Origin of the sequence: Pseudoalteromonas sp. 78C3 (genome assembly GCF_002836695.1) — a bacterium.
GTDB classification, from domain to species: domain Bacteria; phylum Pseudomonadota; class Gammaproteobacteria; order Enterobacterales; family Alteromonadaceae; genus Pseudoalteromonas; species Pseudoalteromonas arctica.
In genome coordinates, this window is sequence record NZ_PJAV01000174.1 from 45,607 (window position 1) to 62,705 (window position 17,099).

At 38.6% G+C, this 17,099-nt stretch carries 13 protein-coding genes; 6 read left to right on the top strand and 7 right to left on the bottom strand.

The window, feature by feature from the left end:
• Positions 1–209: 209 nt before the first annotated feature.
• The 3 genes from CXF76_RS19330 to CXF76_RS19340 form a co-directional block, all read right to left on the bottom strand.
• A complete protein-coding gene (locus tag CXF76_RS19330; protein ID WP_010555514.1) occupies positions 210–1,808 on the bottom strand; it encodes an ABC-F family ATPase in 1,599 nt (532 codons plus the stop codon).
• Between the two features lie 292 nt (positions 1,809–2,100).
• Positions 2,101–2,841 (bottom strand): substrate-binding periplasmic protein, encoded by a 741-nt coding sequence (locus CXF76_RS19335; RefSeq protein ID WP_101164396.1) that lies wholly within the window; start codon positions 2,839–2,841, stop codon positions 2,101–2,103.
• 13 nt (positions 2,842–2,854) lie between these two features.
• Positions 2,855–3,595, bottom strand: a complete 741-nt coding sequence (locus CXF76_RS19340; RefSeq protein ID WP_101164397.1) for a substrate-binding periplasmic protein — start codon at positions 3,593–3,595, stop codon at positions 2,855–2,857.
• Between the two features lie 196 nt (positions 3,596–3,791).
• Between CXF76_RS19340 and CXF76_RS19345 the strand changes: the two genes are divergently transcribed.
• The gene (locus CXF76_RS19345; RefSeq protein WP_024591147.1) at positions 3,792–5,036 is read left to right on the top strand and encodes a UPF0149 family protein; all 1,245 of its coding nucleotides are present in this window, start codon (positions 3,792–3,794) and stop codon (positions 5,034–5,036) included.
• A 196-nt stretch (positions 5,037–5,232) separates the two neighbouring features.
• Here CXF76_RS19345 and CXF76_RS19350 read toward each other — a convergent pair whose 3' ends face one another.
• Positions 5,233–5,532 (bottom strand): helix-turn-helix domain-containing protein, encoded by a 300-nt coding sequence (locus CXF76_RS19350; protein ID WP_024591148.1) that lies wholly within the window; start codon positions 5,530–5,532, stop codon positions 5,233–5,235.
• A 32-nt stretch (positions 5,533–5,564) separates the two neighbouring features.
• On the opposite strand from CXF76_RS19350, the gene CXF76_RS20875 reads away from it, so the two are divergent.
• The 5 genes from CXF76_RS20875 (at position 5,565) to CXF76_RS19370 (ending at position 11,801) form a co-directional block, all read left to right on the top strand.
• Positions 5,565–5,687 carry a hypothetical protein gene (locus tag CXF76_RS20875; protein WP_269801307.1) on the top strand — a complete coding sequence of 41 codons (123 nt, stop codon included), beginning with the start codon at positions 5,565–5,567 and terminating at the stop codon, positions 5,685–5,687.
• A 141-nt stretch (positions 5,688–5,828) separates the two neighbouring features.
• Positions 5,829–6,425 carry a class I SAM-dependent methyltransferase gene (locus CXF76_RS19355; RefSeq protein ID WP_101164398.1) on the top strand — a complete coding sequence of 199 codons (597 nt, stop codon included), beginning with the start codon at positions 5,829–5,831 and terminating at the stop codon, positions 6,423–6,425.
• Positions 6,386–7,570: an HNH endonuclease gene (locus CXF76_RS19360; RefSeq protein ID WP_232785139.1), complete on the top strand. Its 1,185-nt coding sequence runs from the start codon at positions 6,386–6,388 to the stop codon at positions 7,568–7,570. The genes CXF76_RS19355 and CXF76_RS19360 overlap by 40 nt, the downstream gene beginning before the upstream one ends.
• A gap of 1,844 nt (positions 7,571–9,414) precedes the next feature.
• The gene (locus CXF76_RS19365) at positions 9,415–10,914 is read left to right on the top strand and encodes a ParB/Srx family N-terminal domain-containing protein (protein WP_101164399.1); all 1,500 of its coding nucleotides are present in this window, start codon (positions 9,415–9,417) and stop codon (positions 10,912–10,914) included.
• Positions 10,914–11,801, top strand: a complete 888-nt coding sequence (locus CXF76_RS19370; RefSeq protein WP_101164400.1) for a DNA adenine methylase — start codon at positions 10,914–10,916, stop codon at positions 11,799–11,801. The genes CXF76_RS19365 and CXF76_RS19370 overlap by 1 nt, the downstream gene beginning before the upstream one ends.
• 70 nt (positions 11,802–11,871) lie before the next feature.
• Here the strand turns inward: CXF76_RS19370 and CXF76_RS19375 are convergent, their stop codons facing one another.
• The 3 genes from CXF76_RS19375 to CXF76_RS19385 form a co-directional block, all read right to left on the bottom strand.
• Positions 11,872–13,437: an AAA family ATPase gene (locus CXF76_RS19375; protein ID WP_101164401.1), complete on the bottom strand. Its 1,566-nt coding sequence runs from the start codon at positions 13,435–13,437 to the stop codon at positions 11,872–11,874.
• Positions 13,438–13,460: 23 nt separating this feature from the next.
• Positions 13,461–16,613, bottom strand: coding sequence for a DUF3427 domain-containing protein (locus CXF76_RS19380; protein ID WP_101164402.1), 3,153 nt, complete (start codon positions 16,611–16,613; stop codon positions 13,461–13,463).
• A 234-nt stretch (positions 16,614–16,847) separates the two neighbouring features.
• Positions 16,848–17,057 (bottom strand): hypothetical protein, encoded by a 210-nt coding sequence (locus tag CXF76_RS19385; protein WP_101164403.1) that lies wholly within the window; start codon positions 17,055–17,057, stop codon positions 16,848–16,850.
• Between the last annotated feature and the right edge of the window lie 42 nt (positions 17,058–17,099).

Sequence of the window (17,099 nt, forward strand, 5' to 3'; positions counted from 1 at the left end):
CACTAGGAGAAGCCAAAGAGGAGTAAATGAGAAGAACCAAGCCAGAAACGAGTATTTTATCACTGACTCTAAAAGCGTAGCGTCTCTTAACCTCTTAGTGAATTATTTATTTAAGCCTTTATTAATTAATTTTATAGTTAAACTCAAATTCCACACATAAAAAAACGGTGCTAAATTTAGCACCGTTTTTATAAGCAATTAGAAAAAGTTTATGCTTTTTTCTCTTCACAACTTGCTAGGTATTCGTCAAACGTACCTTGGAAGTCGATTACTTTTTTATCTTTAATATCAATGATACGCGTAGCTAATGACGATACAAACTCGCGGTCATGGCTTACAAAAATAAGCGTACCTTCAAAGTCTTTAAGCGCATTGTTAAGCGCTTCAATGGCTTCCATATCCATGTGGTTAGTTGGTTCGTCCATAACAAGCACATTAACGTCTTGCATCATTAACTTACCAAATAACAGACGGTTTTTTTCACCACCAGAACAGTTACGCGCTTTTTTGTTTGAATCGTCTGCTGTAAACAACAAACGGCCTAACATGCCACGAACCATTAAATCGTTGTGCTTAGCTGTACGCCATTGCGACATCCAATCAAACAACGTTAAATCGTTTTCAAAATCTTTAGTGCTGTCTTGCGGGCAATAACCAAAGGTCGCATTTTCAGACCATTTAATTTCGCCTTCATTACTTTTAAGCTCGTCTACTAAACAGCGTAAAAATGTAGTTTTACCCACACCATTTTCGCCAATTACAGCAAGCTTAGCGCCAGCTTCTAGTAGTAAGTCGCCACCAGTAAATAATGTTTCGCCATCAAAACCATGGCCAAGCTTATTAACTTCAAGCGCTTGGCGGTACATTTTTTTACCTTCGTCAAACGAAAGTGATGGGCTCATACGGCTTGAAGATTTAACTTCATCAAGCTTAATTTTATCCATTTTTTTAGCGCGCGAACTTGCTTGTTTAGCTTTAGAAGCGTTAGCACCAAAACGGTTAACAAAGTCTTGTAGCTCGTCAATTTCAGCACTCTTTTTAGCATTTTCAGCTAAAAGTTGCTCGCGTTGTAGGCCCGCAGCATCTAAAAACTTCTCGTAGTTACCAGGATAAATACGCAGCTCGCCGTAATCAATGTCGGCCATGTGTGTACATACCGAGTTTAAAAAGTGACGGTCATGCGAAATAATAATCATCGTACATTTACGTTTGTTAAGCTCGTTAGCAAGCCACGTAATTGTATGAATGTCCAAGTTATTGGTAGGCTCATCCAGTAGCAAAATGTCAGGGTTTGCAAATAACGCCTGAGCTAAAAGCACACGTAGTTTCCAACCTGGAGCAACGTTTGCCATTAACCCGTAATGAAATTCTTTATCGATACCCGCTTCAAGCAAAATTTCTTCAGCGCGGCTTTCTGCCGTGTAACCGTCCATTTCAGCAAATACACTTTCAAGATCGGCTACTTTCATGCCGTCGTCTTCGCTCATTTCTGGTAACGAGTAAATACGTTCGCGCTCTTGCTTTACTTTCCAAAGCTCCACGTCGCCCATAATTACCGCGTCTACAACGCTGTATTGCTCAAAAGCAAACTGGTCTTGGCTTAGGTTACCTAATTTCAACCCTGGAGTAATAGATACATTACCCGCACTTGGAACAAGCGCACCGCTTAAAATTTTCATGAAAGTCGACTTGCCGCAGCCGTTAGCGCCAATTAAACCGTAACGGTTACCGTTACCAAATTTAGCTGAAATGTTTTCAAACAACGGCTCTGCGCCAAACTGCATCGTAATATTTGCGGTGGAGATCAAAAAAGGTAATCCTAGATTAGTACTGACAGGAGTAAGCTGCAGCAAAACGCCACAAACAAGAACCAGACAATAGGGTAAATTAGCTGGCGAATTATACAGATCAGCCACAACGAATGAAAGATAAAAGGCAGCTAATTTATAACCAAGCGAAAATAACGGCAATTCTCGATTTTAAGCCACTATTTTTAGCGTGAGCGGTGTTGCTTACTTACAGCGGGGAATATAAATAACCACTACCGCCAATAACATTAAATAAGTGTTGTAGCCAAATAACCACGTTATTGCCCATGCTTTAATGCACAGGCTGATAAATTAACTTTATAGCGGCCGCATTTTTGATAATTAGTTGATTAACCGTCGCCACGTCATCAAGAGTTAGCGATTCTTTACTTAGCATAAAATGCACGTTGTTAACGTTAATTGGTGTAATAGACTTTACCTGCGTAATTGAGGGGTGTTTTTTTACAAAGTACTGTGCAACAGCAGAGTCTTCAATAACATAGTCAATTCGTTTTTTATCTAGCATACTAAATCGATTATTTGCTTGGGCAGTAAGCACCACCTGTGTTGGATACTTAGTTTTTAGTTGTTCAAGCTCGTTACCAAAAAAGCTTCCTCGGTTAATACCAGCTGTAAACTCTTTACTAAAAAGCTCAGGTAAGCTTGTTACATCAGGCGAATCTTTATGTTTATAAAGATGCATAACTTCTGCGCGGTAGGGCAAACTAAAGTGCGCATATTGAGCGCGTTTTTTTGTGTAACTTGCCGCGTAGGTTATATCTACTCGGCCATTTTTAAGCTCAGCTTGAACACGCGAAAAACTCGGGAAATAAGTCCATTTAATACAAAATTTTGAATCTTTAAAAATAGCGTTTGCAGCATCCACTTCTGCGCCTAAAAATGTATCACCTTGCTTAACAAGGTAAGGCGGCCAATTAGTTTCGTTAGTGCCCATTACTAATGTTTTTGAACACGCAAGGGCATTAAAGTGAGTAAATAGCAGTGTAGTAAATGCTAAAAATAAAGTTTTCATTACACTCCTTAAATTAGTGTTCAAACAACGCTTTAAGTGCTGTTTTATTTTTGTTTATATATTCATTAATTACCGCAAGCTCAGTAACCGACACCGTTTGTTTGCTAAACATTAAATAAATATCGTCTTTATTTACATGCTCAATATTGGTTACTAATTTTATATTTGAGCCTTTTTTGCCAAAATAAGCCCCCACTAACTCGTCTTCAATAGCAAAATCAATACGTTGTTTATTAAGCATTTCAAAGCGTTTACTGGTTGCACTGGTGTATTCAATCTGCTTTTTATATTTAGTTTTATATTGCTCAAACTCCTCGCCGTAATAGCTTCCAAAGTTAGCGCCAACAATAAAGCCTTGTTTAAAAATGTCTTCGAGGTTTTTAACACTATGCTGATTATTTTTGTTTTCGTATAAGCGCATAACCTCAGTTCGGTAGTTATCACTAAAGTGCACATATTTAGCGCGCTCGTCTGTATAACTTGCAGCCCATCCTAAATCAATACGGCCGTATTTAAGCTCAATAAAAGCCCGCTTAGAATTTGGCAGTAACTTAACTTCAAAACAAAAAGGGGAGTCAGCAAATATAATGTTAAGCGCATCAACCTCCGAGCCTTGCAGTTTACCGTTAATACCCATTACATAAGGCGGCCAAAAAGCATCGTGCGATGCCACGCTAAAGGTTCTCTCACAAGCAAATACATTAAATGGAGCCGTAAACAGCAAACATAAAAATATAGTAATTAATTTATTCATTGCGCCTCATAGTTATTATTTTTGCTTATTATTACAACAGTATAAACCAGCTTTTGTATTTTAGCGGCGCGGGCTTGTTAAATTTGTAAATATTCCGTTAAAAATTCATTTTTAGGATAAAACAACTAAACTAGCGTTGTTGGTAGCTTTATCTATGGGTACACTAATAATAAATTTATACATAGCAGGGCACGTTATGTCACCAGCCAAAATACGCAGTGATGTTATAAAACTCAGTGAATTAAGCACTAAAAAACCAGATTATTACTTTATCCAAGGCTACTTAATGGGATTAGGTGTATTACCTCAACTACTTGTTCCCAGTGAGTGGCACCCAGATCTATTTGGAGAGTTTAATATTCAAAACGAGACTGAGCTAAAATACCTCGAAAGCTTAATGGCTCTGTATAACCAAAGCATGGATAAAATAATTCAAAACGAATTAAAAATGCCAGCAAAATGCAGCCTATCTAAACAAGACTACCGTGAGTCACTAAAGCCGAATATGCCCCTACCAAATTACTGTAAAGGGGTTTTACAGGCGCTTAAAAATATAAATAAACGCATGCTCAATACAGAGCAAAAACGTTCTATAAACAGCTTTACTACAGTGTTAAAAGCATTTACAAGCCCCAAAATCGCCGCAAAAGAGTTTGGTGAATTTGCCCAATACAACGCCCAAGAATATAAACGTAATTATGTTTATTTTATGGCCGACGCTATTTTTGAACTTCGATTTAGTAACGAGCGAGCAGTATTTGATGAAAACGAAGCCGAATTTAACAACCACTTTTTAGACGAAGAGCCAAATGAATTAGATGAATTTGATGAACTACTTGAACTAGTACTTGCCGATACCGAGCTAAAAGCACTTGAGCCAATGCAAATGCTTTTAGAAATAATGGAAAGTGGGCTCATAACAAAGCAGTTTATTAAAGACAACACCGGGTACTTTTGGGGTTTGCACGAAACCCGACCTTATATGATGCTTCGCGCGCATCGAGCAAAAATACACGCACTGCATGGTTATACCCAAAAAGCGCAATCAGAACTCGAAGAGTTATTAAAGCTAAACCCAAACGACAATCAAGCAAACCGCTTTTTATTAATGAACTGCCTAATTATTAATAAACAATGGGAAAAGTTAGAAGCGCTATTGGCCGACTTTGATTTTCAAGAACTACACACAACAGCAAGCCGTGCGCTAAGTGCTTTTGTAATGCATGGTGATTCAAAACCCGCTAACGAATACAAAAAAATGCTCCAGCAGCAAAATAAACACTTTAGCAAAATACTCACCGGACAAGAAAAACTAAAAGAACAACAGCCGTCATATTTCAGCCCAGGCAGTAAAGAAGAAGTAGCTGTTTACCTTGATTCGTTAGGTAAGCAGGCGTGGATTTCGGTGCCTGCGAGTCTTTTTTGGCTAAGAAAAAAGTAACAAAAAACGTTTAGCGTGATTTATATCGCGCTAAACATAACGCAGATTCAATTTTGAAGTGCATAACCGCTTTTTGAGTTTTTTATTCAATAGTAGAAATCACGCTTGTTAAGCGTGCAGCATCAATGTCGCTTGTGTTCGTAAAGCGCCATACTTGAAATAATAAATTTCAAACCCGTCAATAAACACATAACATTCAGAAGTCATCGTTAATAACCTGCGCTTTATTGGTTTTACGTTGCCGTGCATTGTAGCCACCTACATCGGCGGCTAATTCATTAATTTCATCAAGGAGCGATCCTTGTAATTGCAGCACGACTAAAGCTTCAAATAAAATATCGCTTTTAACTGTCTCGCCTTGCTCAAGTTTTTGCACAGTAGAGCGCGACACACCAATCATTTTTGCAAAGGTGCTTTGCGTGTAATGCAAAGTGCGGTGCTGGCGTATTAAATCCCCTAATCGCTGCGCCATTTTTAAAGCTTGTTCAGATCTCATTAATGAGTGCCTACTCGGTCATTAAGGTGTTAATGATTACTTTAGCGGTATTTGGCTTGTTTGCAAATAAAAGTGATGATTTAAAAGTTATTGGTAATTTGTTTGTTGGTGTTTTAAATTTTATACAGCGTGTGTCACTCAGCATCAGTGCTTAATAACAACGGCGTATTAATTTAAAAATTTCTACTTATTAAGCCTATATTTAATGCGCTTGTTCCTGTAGATTAAACAAATAATGAATGCAGTATTAACAGCGCCTTAGCTGTTAAACGATTAGCCAAGGAGCGGTGAGTCTCGTGTCAAACACCACACTTACTTATTACAACCAAAACGCCAAAGCTTTTAGCGACTCAACACTTAACGTTGATATGTCGGCGCTTTATGCTGAGTTTTTACCGCACGTTGCACAACGCGGGAGTATTTTAGATGCCGGTTGTGGCAGTGCGCGCGATGCCGCATTTTTTAAAGCGCAGGGTTTCACTGTAAGTGCGTTTGATGCAAGCCCAGAGCTGGCAGAGTTGGCAAGCAGTTACTTACAGCAACCTGTGGCGGTTAAAACATTCCAAGAGCTAAATAGTGTAAATCAATACGACGGGATTTGGTGCTGCGCTAGTTTATTGCACGTTCCAAAGGCTGAGTTACCGCAGGTGTTTTTAAACCTACAAAATGCGCTTAAACCGAATGGCGTTTTGTATATATCGTTTAAATATGGCGATACAGAGCGTGTGCACAATGGTCGTGAATTTACCGATTTAAACGAAAATGCTTTAACGCATTTACTTAGCCATACGCAGTTAAAAGCTATTAAACAATGGCAAAGTGTTGACAAGCGACCAGAGCGCGAAAGTGAAGTATGGCTAAATGCGCTTATAAAAGTAGTGCACGTTTTATGATTGGAGCAATGCAGCAACAGCTCGACTTTATTGCATATATTCAGCGAATGTTGGTCGAAGGTGAATTTACAGCTACTTATAAATATGCATTGTTACATGCAATCGCTGATGTGTGTGTAGAGCATAAAAATAGTAATCCCGAAGCTCCAATGGAAATTGAAATCGACACATTGGTTGATAAGTTTATTCAACTGTATTGGAATCATTCAGTGCCCTATGCGTTGGGTACAACAGATATAATAACCAATGCCGAAGATATGTTACTTAAGCAAAATAGCTTAGGCCAAGCAAAGTTCATTACCGAGATATTTAAGCTGCAAAATGCAGGTATTAAAAGTTATAACGCATTCAAAAATCATCAGCAATACAGCAAAGTAATAAGCTCATTACGGCGTACATTTATTGATGGGCCTCTTTGGCGCTTGCAGTTACTTTCGGGAAAAGAAGAGTGCTTTTTATATCCTCATACACTTTTAGGTAAAGGCAGAGAGCCAAAGCGAATTGTTTTAAATGTAGGTATTGCTCAGTGTTTTAGGCGTTTCTATGATTTGGTTGTGCATCTTAGTGTTACTGAATGGGTAGAAAAAGTACAAACAATAAAAGCGAACCAAACGCTATTAGGATCGCAAAGCCAGCTACAAGAATTTTTGTTTGGTACTAATAGAACTGCTTTAAAAGTAGTTGCGCCGCTGCTTATTGATATTCAAAAAGGGCTTTGCTTTTATTGCCAAAAGCCAATGAATCTAAAAAACGAAAAAGAAACTAAAAAAACACCAGAGGTCGATCATTTTATCCCGTTTAAGCGTTATCCAAACGACTTAGCACATAACTTTGTTGCTGCGCATGCTGATTGTAATAACAATAAGCGAGACCACCTTGCAGCATTCGCTCACCGCGACCGCTGGCTAGAACAAAACCTCGATACTCATAAAGCCGAAATCGCCAATAAACTCCAACCTTACTTTTATTGTGATTCAGATAAGTCACTTGCAGTAAGTAATTGGGCATATCAGGTTGCGCAGGTTAACAGTGCAAAGTTATGGGTAAAAAAAGGTTATTTTGAAGAAGCGGCTAGTTTTAAATATCAGCAACTAAGTGTAGGGCTGGATTTAGTAGCGGAAGAAAAGCCAAGGTATGACGTGTAATACAGAATTTGTAGCTCGTGCTGTAGGTGGGAGTTTATCTCGCGCTTTTGGGTTGTAGGCGCAAAGCTTGCTCGCGCGAAAAGCGAAGCTTTTAAACTTCGGTGTAATTAATGTGTAGGTGCGATTTTATATCGCGCTCATCAGTTGTTTTTTTGCTTGGGATTCAAGGGATTTAAGGGATTCAAGGGATTCAAGGGATTCAAGGGCTTCAAGGGATTCAAAAACCTCTATTCGAGGTTATATCGCGTTGGCGATGGCAACCAAAGGGCGACTGCCGCCGACCGCCCTTTGGAATCCCACGGCGCACCCGAGGATCACACTTTATCTTCAACTTACGTTAATGATGTGAACGTAACCAGCGTAGATAGGCCATCCATGGCCAAGCTACGCTTTGTACAGCATCCATGCTGTAAATTACTCATCATTAACTAAGTTTCAGGTGTGATCACGGGGAGTTGGAGTATGTTGGTAAATTGGTGTTTATGAATGTAGTCACGGTTTTACATCGCGCTTTTAGTTGTAGGCGCAAAGCTTGCTCGCGCGAAAAGCGAAGCTTTTAAATGTTGATTAAATTTGCGGCGTTTATGAATGATGTTTTGGCGTGGGATTTAGAGATTTAAAAAACCTCTATTCGAGGTTATATCGCGTTGGCGATGGCAACCAAAGGGCGGCATTTGAGAGATATTTTGACATTGTACGAGGTAATTCGTCCATGAAGCTGGGTTCCTGTCAGCATCCATGCTTCCACTTCCTCGTGCTGCGAAGCTTCGCTTCGGTCACTCGTCACCCACGGCGCACCCGAGGATCACACTGTATCTTCAACTTACGTTAATAATGTGAACGTAACCAGCGTAGATAGGCCATCCATGGCCAAGCTACGCTTTGTACAGCATTGCCTAAAGGGATTTAGGTACTTGGAATTTGTCGGGAACAAAATTCCGCCATGCTGTAAATTACTCATCATTAACTCAGTTTCGGTGTGATCACGGGGAGTTGGAGTGTGTTGGTAGATTGGTGTTTATGAATGTAGTCGCGATTTTATATCGCGCTCATAAATTGGTGTTTTGGCGTATGGATTTAGAGATTTAAAAACCTCTATTCGAGGTTATATCGCGTTGGCGATGGCAACCAAAGGGCGGCTGCCGCCGACCGCCCTTTGGAATCCCACGGCGCACCCGAGGATCACACTTTATCTTCAACTTACGTTAATGATGTGAACGTAACCAGCTTAGATAGGCCATCCATGGCCAAGCTACGCTTTGTACAGCATCCATGCTGTAAATTACTCATCATTAACTCAGTTTCAGGTGTGATCACGGGGAATTGGAGTGTGTTGGTCGATTGGTGTTTATGAATATAGGCGGGAGTTTACATCGCGCTTTGGGTTGTAGGCGCTGAGCTTGCTCGCGCGAAAAGCGAAGCTTTTAAACTTCGATGTAATTAATGTGTAGGTGCGATTTTATATCGCGCTCATAAATTGGTGTTTTGGCGTATGGATTTAGAGATTTAAAAACCTCTATTCGAGGTTATATCGCGTTGGCGATGGCAATTAAAGGGCGGCTGCCGCCGACTGCCCTTTGGAATCCCACGGCGCACCCGAGGATCACACTTGGTCTTCAACATTGTTAATGATGTGAACGTAATCAGCGTAGATAGGCCATCCATGGGCAAGCTACGCTTTTTACAGCATCCATACTCATGCTGTAAATTACTCATCATTAACTCAGTTTCAGGTGTGAACACGGGGGAATTGGAGTGCTTAGAAGCTCTTATTATTGAGAGTTGAGGTAGTCTTGTTAAATCAAAAGTAATTAATTTAAGAATTTAAAGTTGAAGGTAAAATTATGGGAAAAGAAAATTGGTGGGAAAAAAGGGTATTACGTTCAGTGGATAATTTAAAACTCTGGGTTGATAACCCTCGATTAGATCCAGCTGATCAGCACCTAAGATTAAATGACTTTATTGATGATTTAATGAGCGACGAATCTGAAAAGAAAGAATTTATGCAGCTAATTAAATCAATTTCTGAACGTGGTTTTAGATCATTTGATCCTATTGTCGTTTGGAAAGATGCAAGTGACAAGTATGTGGTTGCTGAAGGTAATAGAAGGGTTTTGGCGCTAAAATTATTACGAAACCCTGAAAAGGCCCCAAAATCAATTCGACGTTTTGTAATAGAGCAAGCTAGAGATATTGAGCGTGACACCATAGAGAAAATTAGAGTGTGTGTATCTCCATCATATGATGAAACTCGATGGTATATTTTGCAACGTCATTCTACAGGCTCACTCTTAAAAAAATGGCAGCGTTTACAGCAACAGCGTTTTATTCTTAATATTTATGAAGAAACGAACCAAAGTATCGATAAAACAATTGAAATTACAAACCTTAAAAGAGGAGAAATTATTGAGGCATTGAGGTATGTAGGGTTAAGAGATTTAGCTACTAAATATGAGGTAGCTAAGCATCTAACAATTGAAGAGAAAGAGGCTGTATATAGCCATAGAATAAGCATGACTGTTTTAGAGCGCTGGTTCAATAAGTTCATTAGAACTGAGTGGGGCATCGAGTTCGATGAAATGTCTATTTTAATAAAGTCAAATTTAGAAAGCTTTTGTAATGCATATGCTAAGTTCTTAAAACTTATGCTAAATCCAAGTGATAATGAGTTGGGCTATGCCATAACTACAAGAACCATTGATAATCGCTTTGATGAAATTTACTCTAAATTACCCAAAGTAGAGTTTCCTGATAATGAAACTAATCTTGTAATCGATACTAACGAGCTCGACTCCGATAAAGTAGACAGCATTGAGGAAACGAAAGAAAATGAGCAAAAAGAAGATGCTGTTGCACAAAATGGGTCCACACCAAGAGAGTTGAAAGCTAATCCAGATAGGAACCAACTTACGTCAGATTATTATCAGATATCAGTGTCTAGCTATAAGTTATCAGCTTTATTCAAAGAATTTAAGAAGTTACCTGTTGAACGTTATAAAAATGTCACAGCGGCTTCTCTAAGAGTTTTCCTTGATTTGTCTGTCGATGAATATATTACTACTCAAAATTTACAGGCAGAGGTTACTAATGCATACAAACAAGATTATAATGAGGTTAGTTTAATCCGACGTATCAAGTATCTTCAATCTGAACATATAAAAGATAAAGCTGCTAACAAGGTAATCAAAGAGCTTTTGACGCACAGTAACGATCATAGTCTAAATACTTTAAATGATTACGTGCATGGAACAAAAACTCATAAAGTAAATCGTAAATTTTTAAATGGCTTTTGGGATATGCTTTCTCCCTTACTTAGTGTGCTTATTGAATTAAAGGAAAAGTAATGTTTTATTCTCCATTAAGATACCCTGGCGGGAAATCAAAGCTGACAGCATATGTCGTGGAAACACTTAAATTAAATAACCTGCAAGGTGGTACTTACGTTGAACCATTTGCAGGTGGCTGCGCAATTGCTTGGTATTTATTATTGGAGGGGCACGTAAAAAAAGTATGGATAAATGATCTTGATCCATCTATTTATGCGTTTTGGTACTGTGTGCTTTATAAGACAGAAGATCTTTGTAAATTGATTACTGGGACTGAAGTAACAATTTCAGAATGGCACAGGCAAAAAGCAATTCAAGGTTGTGGAAATTCAAATATTCTGGAATTAGGTTTCTCTACTTTTTTCTTAAATAGAACTAACCGGTCGGGTATAATTAAAGCAGGTGTCATAGGTGGCTTAGAACAAGACGGGGACTATTTATTGGATTGCCGTTTTAACAAAGAAAAGCTCATTGCTAAAATAAAGGCTATTGCAGAGCGTCAAAGCGATATACTTTTAGGTAATGTTGATGCTGTAAGATTCATAGAAGAGTACTTACCTAATATAGAAGGTAAATGCCTAGTAAATATTGATCCTCCATATTATGTTAAGGGTAAAGGGCTCTATCAAAACTTCTTTGAGCACGAAGATCATTATAGGCTTTACGAGAGTGTAAAGAAAATTCAGCAGCCTTGGATTGTTACTTATGATGATGCCCCTGAAATATGTGGAATTTACTCTGAGTTTGAGCCTCAGCATTTTGGGTTGACATATACAGCTCAGATAAAGCGAAAGGGCTCTGAAGTCATAATTCACAATCCAGATATAGCAAAAGTTATGTTTAAACCAGATATTAGCTTTAAAGAGTTAAGAAAACTGCAAAGACTCGGTAAAGCAGTTCTATGAAATTATTAATTTGATTCGATCACATTTCAAACAGGACCAAAAGTTAAGTTAACTTTTAGTCCTGTATTTACTATTTATCAAAAAAATCTTTATGCAACTTTGAAAAAGCGTTTAAAAATAAATCCAATTCATCAGGAATCGTTTTTAAGTAAAGTTTATAAAGCGCAGTCCCATTTTGTCCCCAGGCGTTCGTTTCTAGTTGCTCTCTATACCACTTTTTAGCTTTAACCCTATCAGATATAATATCTTGCAGCTTATAGTTGGAAAAACAAAACTGCTTTGAATAGCCCATGATTCTTTCTTCCCAAAAAGCATTTTTATCTGATAAGTTATCAAGGTAATTTGCAAGCAAACTTTCAGGGTTTAGTTCACCTGGTAAGCAAATGAAATTCTTCAATCTTTTATTTTTTAAATCTTGACGAGCATCCCCATCGAGTACAATAATTGAATTATTGTAAGCAAAACTAGGTACTTTCTTTATTCCTAATTGTATTAGATTTTTACAGCCAAGTGATATGTCTAAAAACTCTAAATTCTTAAATTTTCTGCCGAGCATTGCTTTCACAAATTGCATACATTCTTTATCTTCAGTGTAGATAGGCAGTTTTTGTACAGGAACATGTTTGTTAATTGATACATTTAAATTATTTACTATTTGTTCGAAACTAGGTGATTCAACAATCTCAACATTTCCATCTACTTTTTTTAAATAGATAGTATTGAACTGTTTCACTCGTCCTCTTTCCGCTTTAAGCTCTGATATTTTTTCTAGGAGGTGGATAGAATGTGTTGTTGCTATAAGCTGTATAGTTTCTTTTTTACAGAGACGACAAAGAGCTTCTAGTAACTTTACTTGAGAGCCGGGATAAAGAGTGGCATCAATTTCATCAATTGCTAAAATCCCTCCTTGATATTCTTTTGGATGTTCTGCTTTAAGTCTTTGAAAAGAAATAATCGCTAACAATATCCTTCCTAAGTTGTCTTGACCGGCAGAGTTTGAATGCCAGTCATAATGAGCAGTGGTCACACCTAAAGTATTTTTATTAGTACTCTCTAAGTAATCAATCGACTCTAATTGGTCATTGCTCAGTAAAATTTTATTATAATTTTCAGAGAACCATTTTTGCTCATTATTTGTTAACTCTTCATTTGTTTCTGATACTTTACCTGCTTCGGCAATTGGTATTAGCCTCTTTAAACTAAGGTAAATGACAGGTAATTGTATATAGCCGCTCCCTGCGTCTCTTTTTCCTTTTTGCCAAAAACGAATAGTCTCATTATGTCCAGATTTACGTGGGATACTTTCAATTGTAAACCCCCCTTCATCATCTAAATCAGAATGCAGCTTTAAATCATTAAAATATAGAGTCCACTCATGGCTGCCCGGTATATCTAAAGTTGGTGATAATCTGAATTTATCTTGAAATGAAGATCTAAAACTTCCACCTGTTAGAGGTTTTTCATCAGAAAAAATATGATCTTTTGTTGGTATTGTAAATGTCTGAGTCAATATCCCAAGCAATGTACTTTTTTGAGTACCATTTTGACCAGCGATTAATGTTATGTGTTCTCCTAAGTTGAAAGATGTATCATTAAAGCCTCTAAACTTATTTATATGAATTCTATTTATTATCATTTAACTATTTCCATTTTTTATATTTATCCAATTGCTAACTTCCCAGCCTCATGCCACATTTCACTTGGCATGGGGTTGGTTAATTCCCACGTTATATTCATCGGCTGACTACCGTTGTGGCTTTGGTATTTAACCTCGCCGTAGTTTACAAACCCCATGGTGCGGCCGTTTTCGTCTTTACCTTGTTCGCGTACAAATAACAGGATTGTTTTGCTTGTTTGTTGGTGCTGAATATAACTTAGGCCGCGCCCGTGTTCTGGGCGGGCGCTATTTTGCGTTTGCCAATGGAATAGAGTGGGGCTGATTGCGTAATCGTGATACAGCGTGGTGGGCGAGTAGGTTTTTTCACACTTATTAAGCGTTACAAATAACAGCTCTAGGTTTTGGTTTTTAAATTCTAGAACGCCTTCGCGGGCGGTCGATTTTTTATCAAACGAGTGCGCCCCAAACGCGGCGAGTATTTGTTGGCGTGTGTAGCGGCTGTGTAATTTAATTGCGTGGTTTGGTAGGCACGCTAAATCACTTTCTTGCTGGTGTATGCGGTTTATTAACAGCGTGATCACTTGTGCAAGTTCGTGCTGTAGCTCTTTGTGTTTAAGTGCTTGTAAGCTTTGTTCGAGCGTTTTAAATCCCAAGCTTTTACCAGTGCCATCCCAAAAATTGTAATGCGCCATAAGCGCGTACTGTTGGTTTTGTGCTGTTGGCATAAAGCTAAAGTTGTTATTACATAAATCACGTAAAAAGCACAAGTAACTGAGCGAGTCGCAGCCGAGTAATTGAGTGTTTATAGCGCGGTAATACGCGGCGTAAATATCGGCCTGCTCTACTGGAATTTCATCGCCTTTAAGCCAATGCCAGCCACCGAGTTTTTTATCTTTTGGTTTGTATATATCTTCAAGCGTGACTTGTGGGTTTATGCGTAAAAAGCTACTTAGCGTTAGCGCGTCATAAGTGTGTTGCGAATAGCTATTTATAAGCTGCTGTAAACGGCGTTTAGAGTTTATAGCTTGTTGAATATTTTTTAATATTGTTTGTTGAGTATGCTTTTGTAGCTCAATACGGCAACCCAGCGGTAAATGCGGAAAACTGTTTTCAATCTCGGTTTTTATTGGCTGATTACTTTTACCAATGAGTGCGCGAAATTTACTGGCAAAGTCGTATTCTGGGCGAGCATTACCTACAAAGTCGAGTACGGTACAGCATTGCTTTTGGCTGTTGTCGGGCAGGCGTAAACCACGGCCTAGTTGCTGTAAAAACAGCGTTAGGCTTTCAGTTGGGCGTAAAAACAGTAGAGTATCGACCTCTGGTATATCGACACCTTCGTTAAAAATATCAACCACGCAAAGTATTTGTATTTCGCCTTGGCGTAGTGCTTGCTGTTTAGCCGCGCGCTCATTGGTGTTTTTGCTGGTGAGCACATCGGCGTTTATGCCTGCTAAGTTAAATTTAGAGGCCATGAATTCAGCGTGTTTTTGGCTGACGCAAAACGCGAGTGCTTTTATTGTGTGAACATTGGTAACGATATCAGCAAGGCTCGATATAATTTTGTTAGCGCGGTTGTTTTCACCTGTATAAAGGTTACTTAGCTCGCTTATATCGTAACGGCCGCCTCGCCATGTTATTTGGCTTAGGTCGGTGTCGTCATCCAATCCAAAGTATTGAAATGGGCATAAATGGCGTTGGTTTATAGCCTCAGGCAAGCGAATTTCAGCGGCTATTACCCCACAAAAATCATCGAGTATATTTGCACCATCTTGTCGCTCTGGTGTAGCGGTTAAGCCAAGTAATATTGCGGGCGTAAAGTGGTTTAATATTGCGCGATAACTAGCAGCGCTTACGTGGTGTACTTCGTCTATTACTATGTAGTCGTAGTAATCATGCGTTAAATTAAGCGATTCAATTTGGCTATTAAGCGTTTGGATTGATGCAAATAATTGGTTATAGCGTTGTGGTTTGTAGTTACCTACCCACAGCTCACCAAAGTCGTTATTTTTAAGCACACCACGGTAAGCGCTTTGCGCTTGTTTTAGTATTTCTTCACGGTGGGCTACAAACAAAAAGTGAGCATTTGGGTTTTTATCGTAAACAGTTTTAAAGTCGAACGCCGATATTATGGTTTTACCTGTGCCGGTTGCGGCAACTACTAAGTTTTTAAAACGATTATGTACGCTGCGCTCAGCACTTAGCTTTTCTAAAATAGCGAGCTGATGCGTTTTTGGTGTTATATCAAAATAAAACTGGCTGCTTGATTGCCCAACACCGCGTTGTTCGTTAAGTGAATTAATGAGCTTTTCTTTACACTCAACAGCGCCTGTAAATAGCTCGAAGTCTTTTGATTCCCAGTAGGTTTCAAACGTACTTTTGGTTTTAGCTATGATGTGCGGGATTTCTTGTGCGGTAATTTTTAAGTTCCATTCAAGGCCGCTGGTAAGCGCCGAATGCGATAAGTTAGACGAGCCAATATAGCCAGTATGAAAACCCGTATTGCGCATAAATAAATAAGATTTAGCGTGAAGGCGTTCTTGCTGATTGTTAAAACTTAGCTTTACTTCGGTATTTGGTAGGTTTGCTAGAAACTCAACGGCTTTAGCATCCGTTGCGCCCATGTACGAAGTAGTAATAACTTTGAGTTTATTACCGCTTTTAGTAAACGCTTCAAGTTCATTTTTAAAAATGCGCAGGCCTGTCCATTTTATAAATGAGACCAGCCAGTAAATAGTGTCGGACGATTTAATCTCGCGCTTTAGCTCGGTTTCGAGCGATATACCTGCATTAGCACCGCTAAATAACTCGCTTTGTGTGAGCCCTGTGAGTGGAAATATATCGCTTGAGTAATCTTTAAGGTTGGCCGCAATAGGGTTTTGGGTATTAAACAGCGCGGTAAGTATTCGGCCTTGGCTGTCGATAAGGTTTTCGTTAATTAGCTCGTCATCACGAATATGATCTTTAAGCCAAAGTACAAGGCTGTTAGCTAGGCTAATTTGTTCTTGTAGGCGCTCGTTCGAGTTGGGAATGGCATCGATTGCATGTGTTACAAGTTTACTTAAAAAGCGTGAAAGCCATGTTGCGGCTTCGGCCGTTTCAAGTTGGCGCTCGCCCACATAAAATTGATCACGATTTAAGTTTTGCTCAATTACTTGCGTAATTAACTGCTCGTAAATACCAATTTGCTGCATAAAAACCACTCCCTGTTTGCGAGTGGTTAGTTTACTTAAATGCGGTACAGCTACAAGTATTAATCGACTAAGTTACTAGTAATTAAGTACAAACGTGTGAGTTAAGTATTAGCTAACACGCAATTTTTTATCATAAATTAAACTTGAGTGAATAGTGTGATCATCAATGAGTAGTCAAGGGATCAAAGAGTTATCAGCGATCTCAGTCCATTGAACTGATATATCACTAATATACTACTGGGAGTCACCTCCGAGAATGAAGAAAACACCAATAATAATAGCTATTGTTGTTAGGTGTTCTAACAAGCGGATTAATTTCATAATCCAATAGCTAGAGAACTCTTCTATACCAGCACTATTACGCCTTTCGAATGAACTTTTACTGAAATATATTTTTAAAATAATACCTGCAATAATTAATGTAACGCCAATTGAATAATACATATATTTCCTTATTAATGATTAATACGAGCAGCTCTAGCTTCT

Excerpts from the sequence above, each read along its gene's own strand:
- CXF76_RS19370 (WP_101164400.1), top strand. The coding sequence starts at position 10,914 with ATGTTTTATTCTCCATTAAGATACCCTGGCGGGAAATCAAAGCTGACA.
- CXF76_RS19375 (WP_101164401.1), bottom strand. The coding sequence starts at position 13,437 with ATGATAATAAATAGAATTCATATAAATAAGTTTAGAGGCTTTAATGAT.
- CXF76_RS20875 (WP_269801307.1), top strand. The coding sequence starts at position 5,565 with ATGATTACTTTAGCGGTATTTGGCTTGTTTGCAAATAAAAGTGATGAT.
- CXF76_RS19350 (WP_024591148.1), bottom strand. The coding sequence starts at position 5,532 with ATGAGATCTGAACAAGCTTTAAAAATGGCGCAGCGATTAGGGGATTTA.
- CXF76_RS19340 (WP_101164397.1), bottom strand. The coding sequence starts at position 3,595 with ATGAATAAATTAATTACTATATTTTTATGTTTGCTGTTTACGGCTCCA.
- CXF76_RS19365 (WP_101164399.1), top strand. The coding sequence starts at position 9,415 with ATGGGAAAAGAAAATTGGTGGGAAAAAAGGGTATTACGTTCAGTGGAT.
- CXF76_RS19385 (WP_101164403.1), bottom strand. The coding sequence starts at position 17,057 with ATGTATTATTCAATTGGCGTTACATTAATTATTGCAGGTATTATTTTA.
- CXF76_RS19360 (WP_232785139.1), top strand. The coding sequence starts at position 6,386 with ATGGCTAAATGCGCTTATAAAAGTAGTGCACGTTTTATGATTGGAGCA.
- CXF76_RS19335 (WP_101164396.1), bottom strand. The coding sequence starts at position 2,841 with ATGAAAACTTTATTTTTAGCATTTACTACACTGCTATTTACTCACTTT.
- CXF76_RS19380 (WP_101164402.1), bottom strand. The coding sequence starts at position 16,613 with ATGCAGCAAATTGGTATTTACGAGCAGTTAATTACGCAAGTAATTGAG.
- CXF76_RS19345 (WP_024591147.1), top strand. The coding sequence starts at position 3,792 with ATGTCACCAGCCAAAATACGCAGTGATGTTATAAAACTCAGTGAATTA.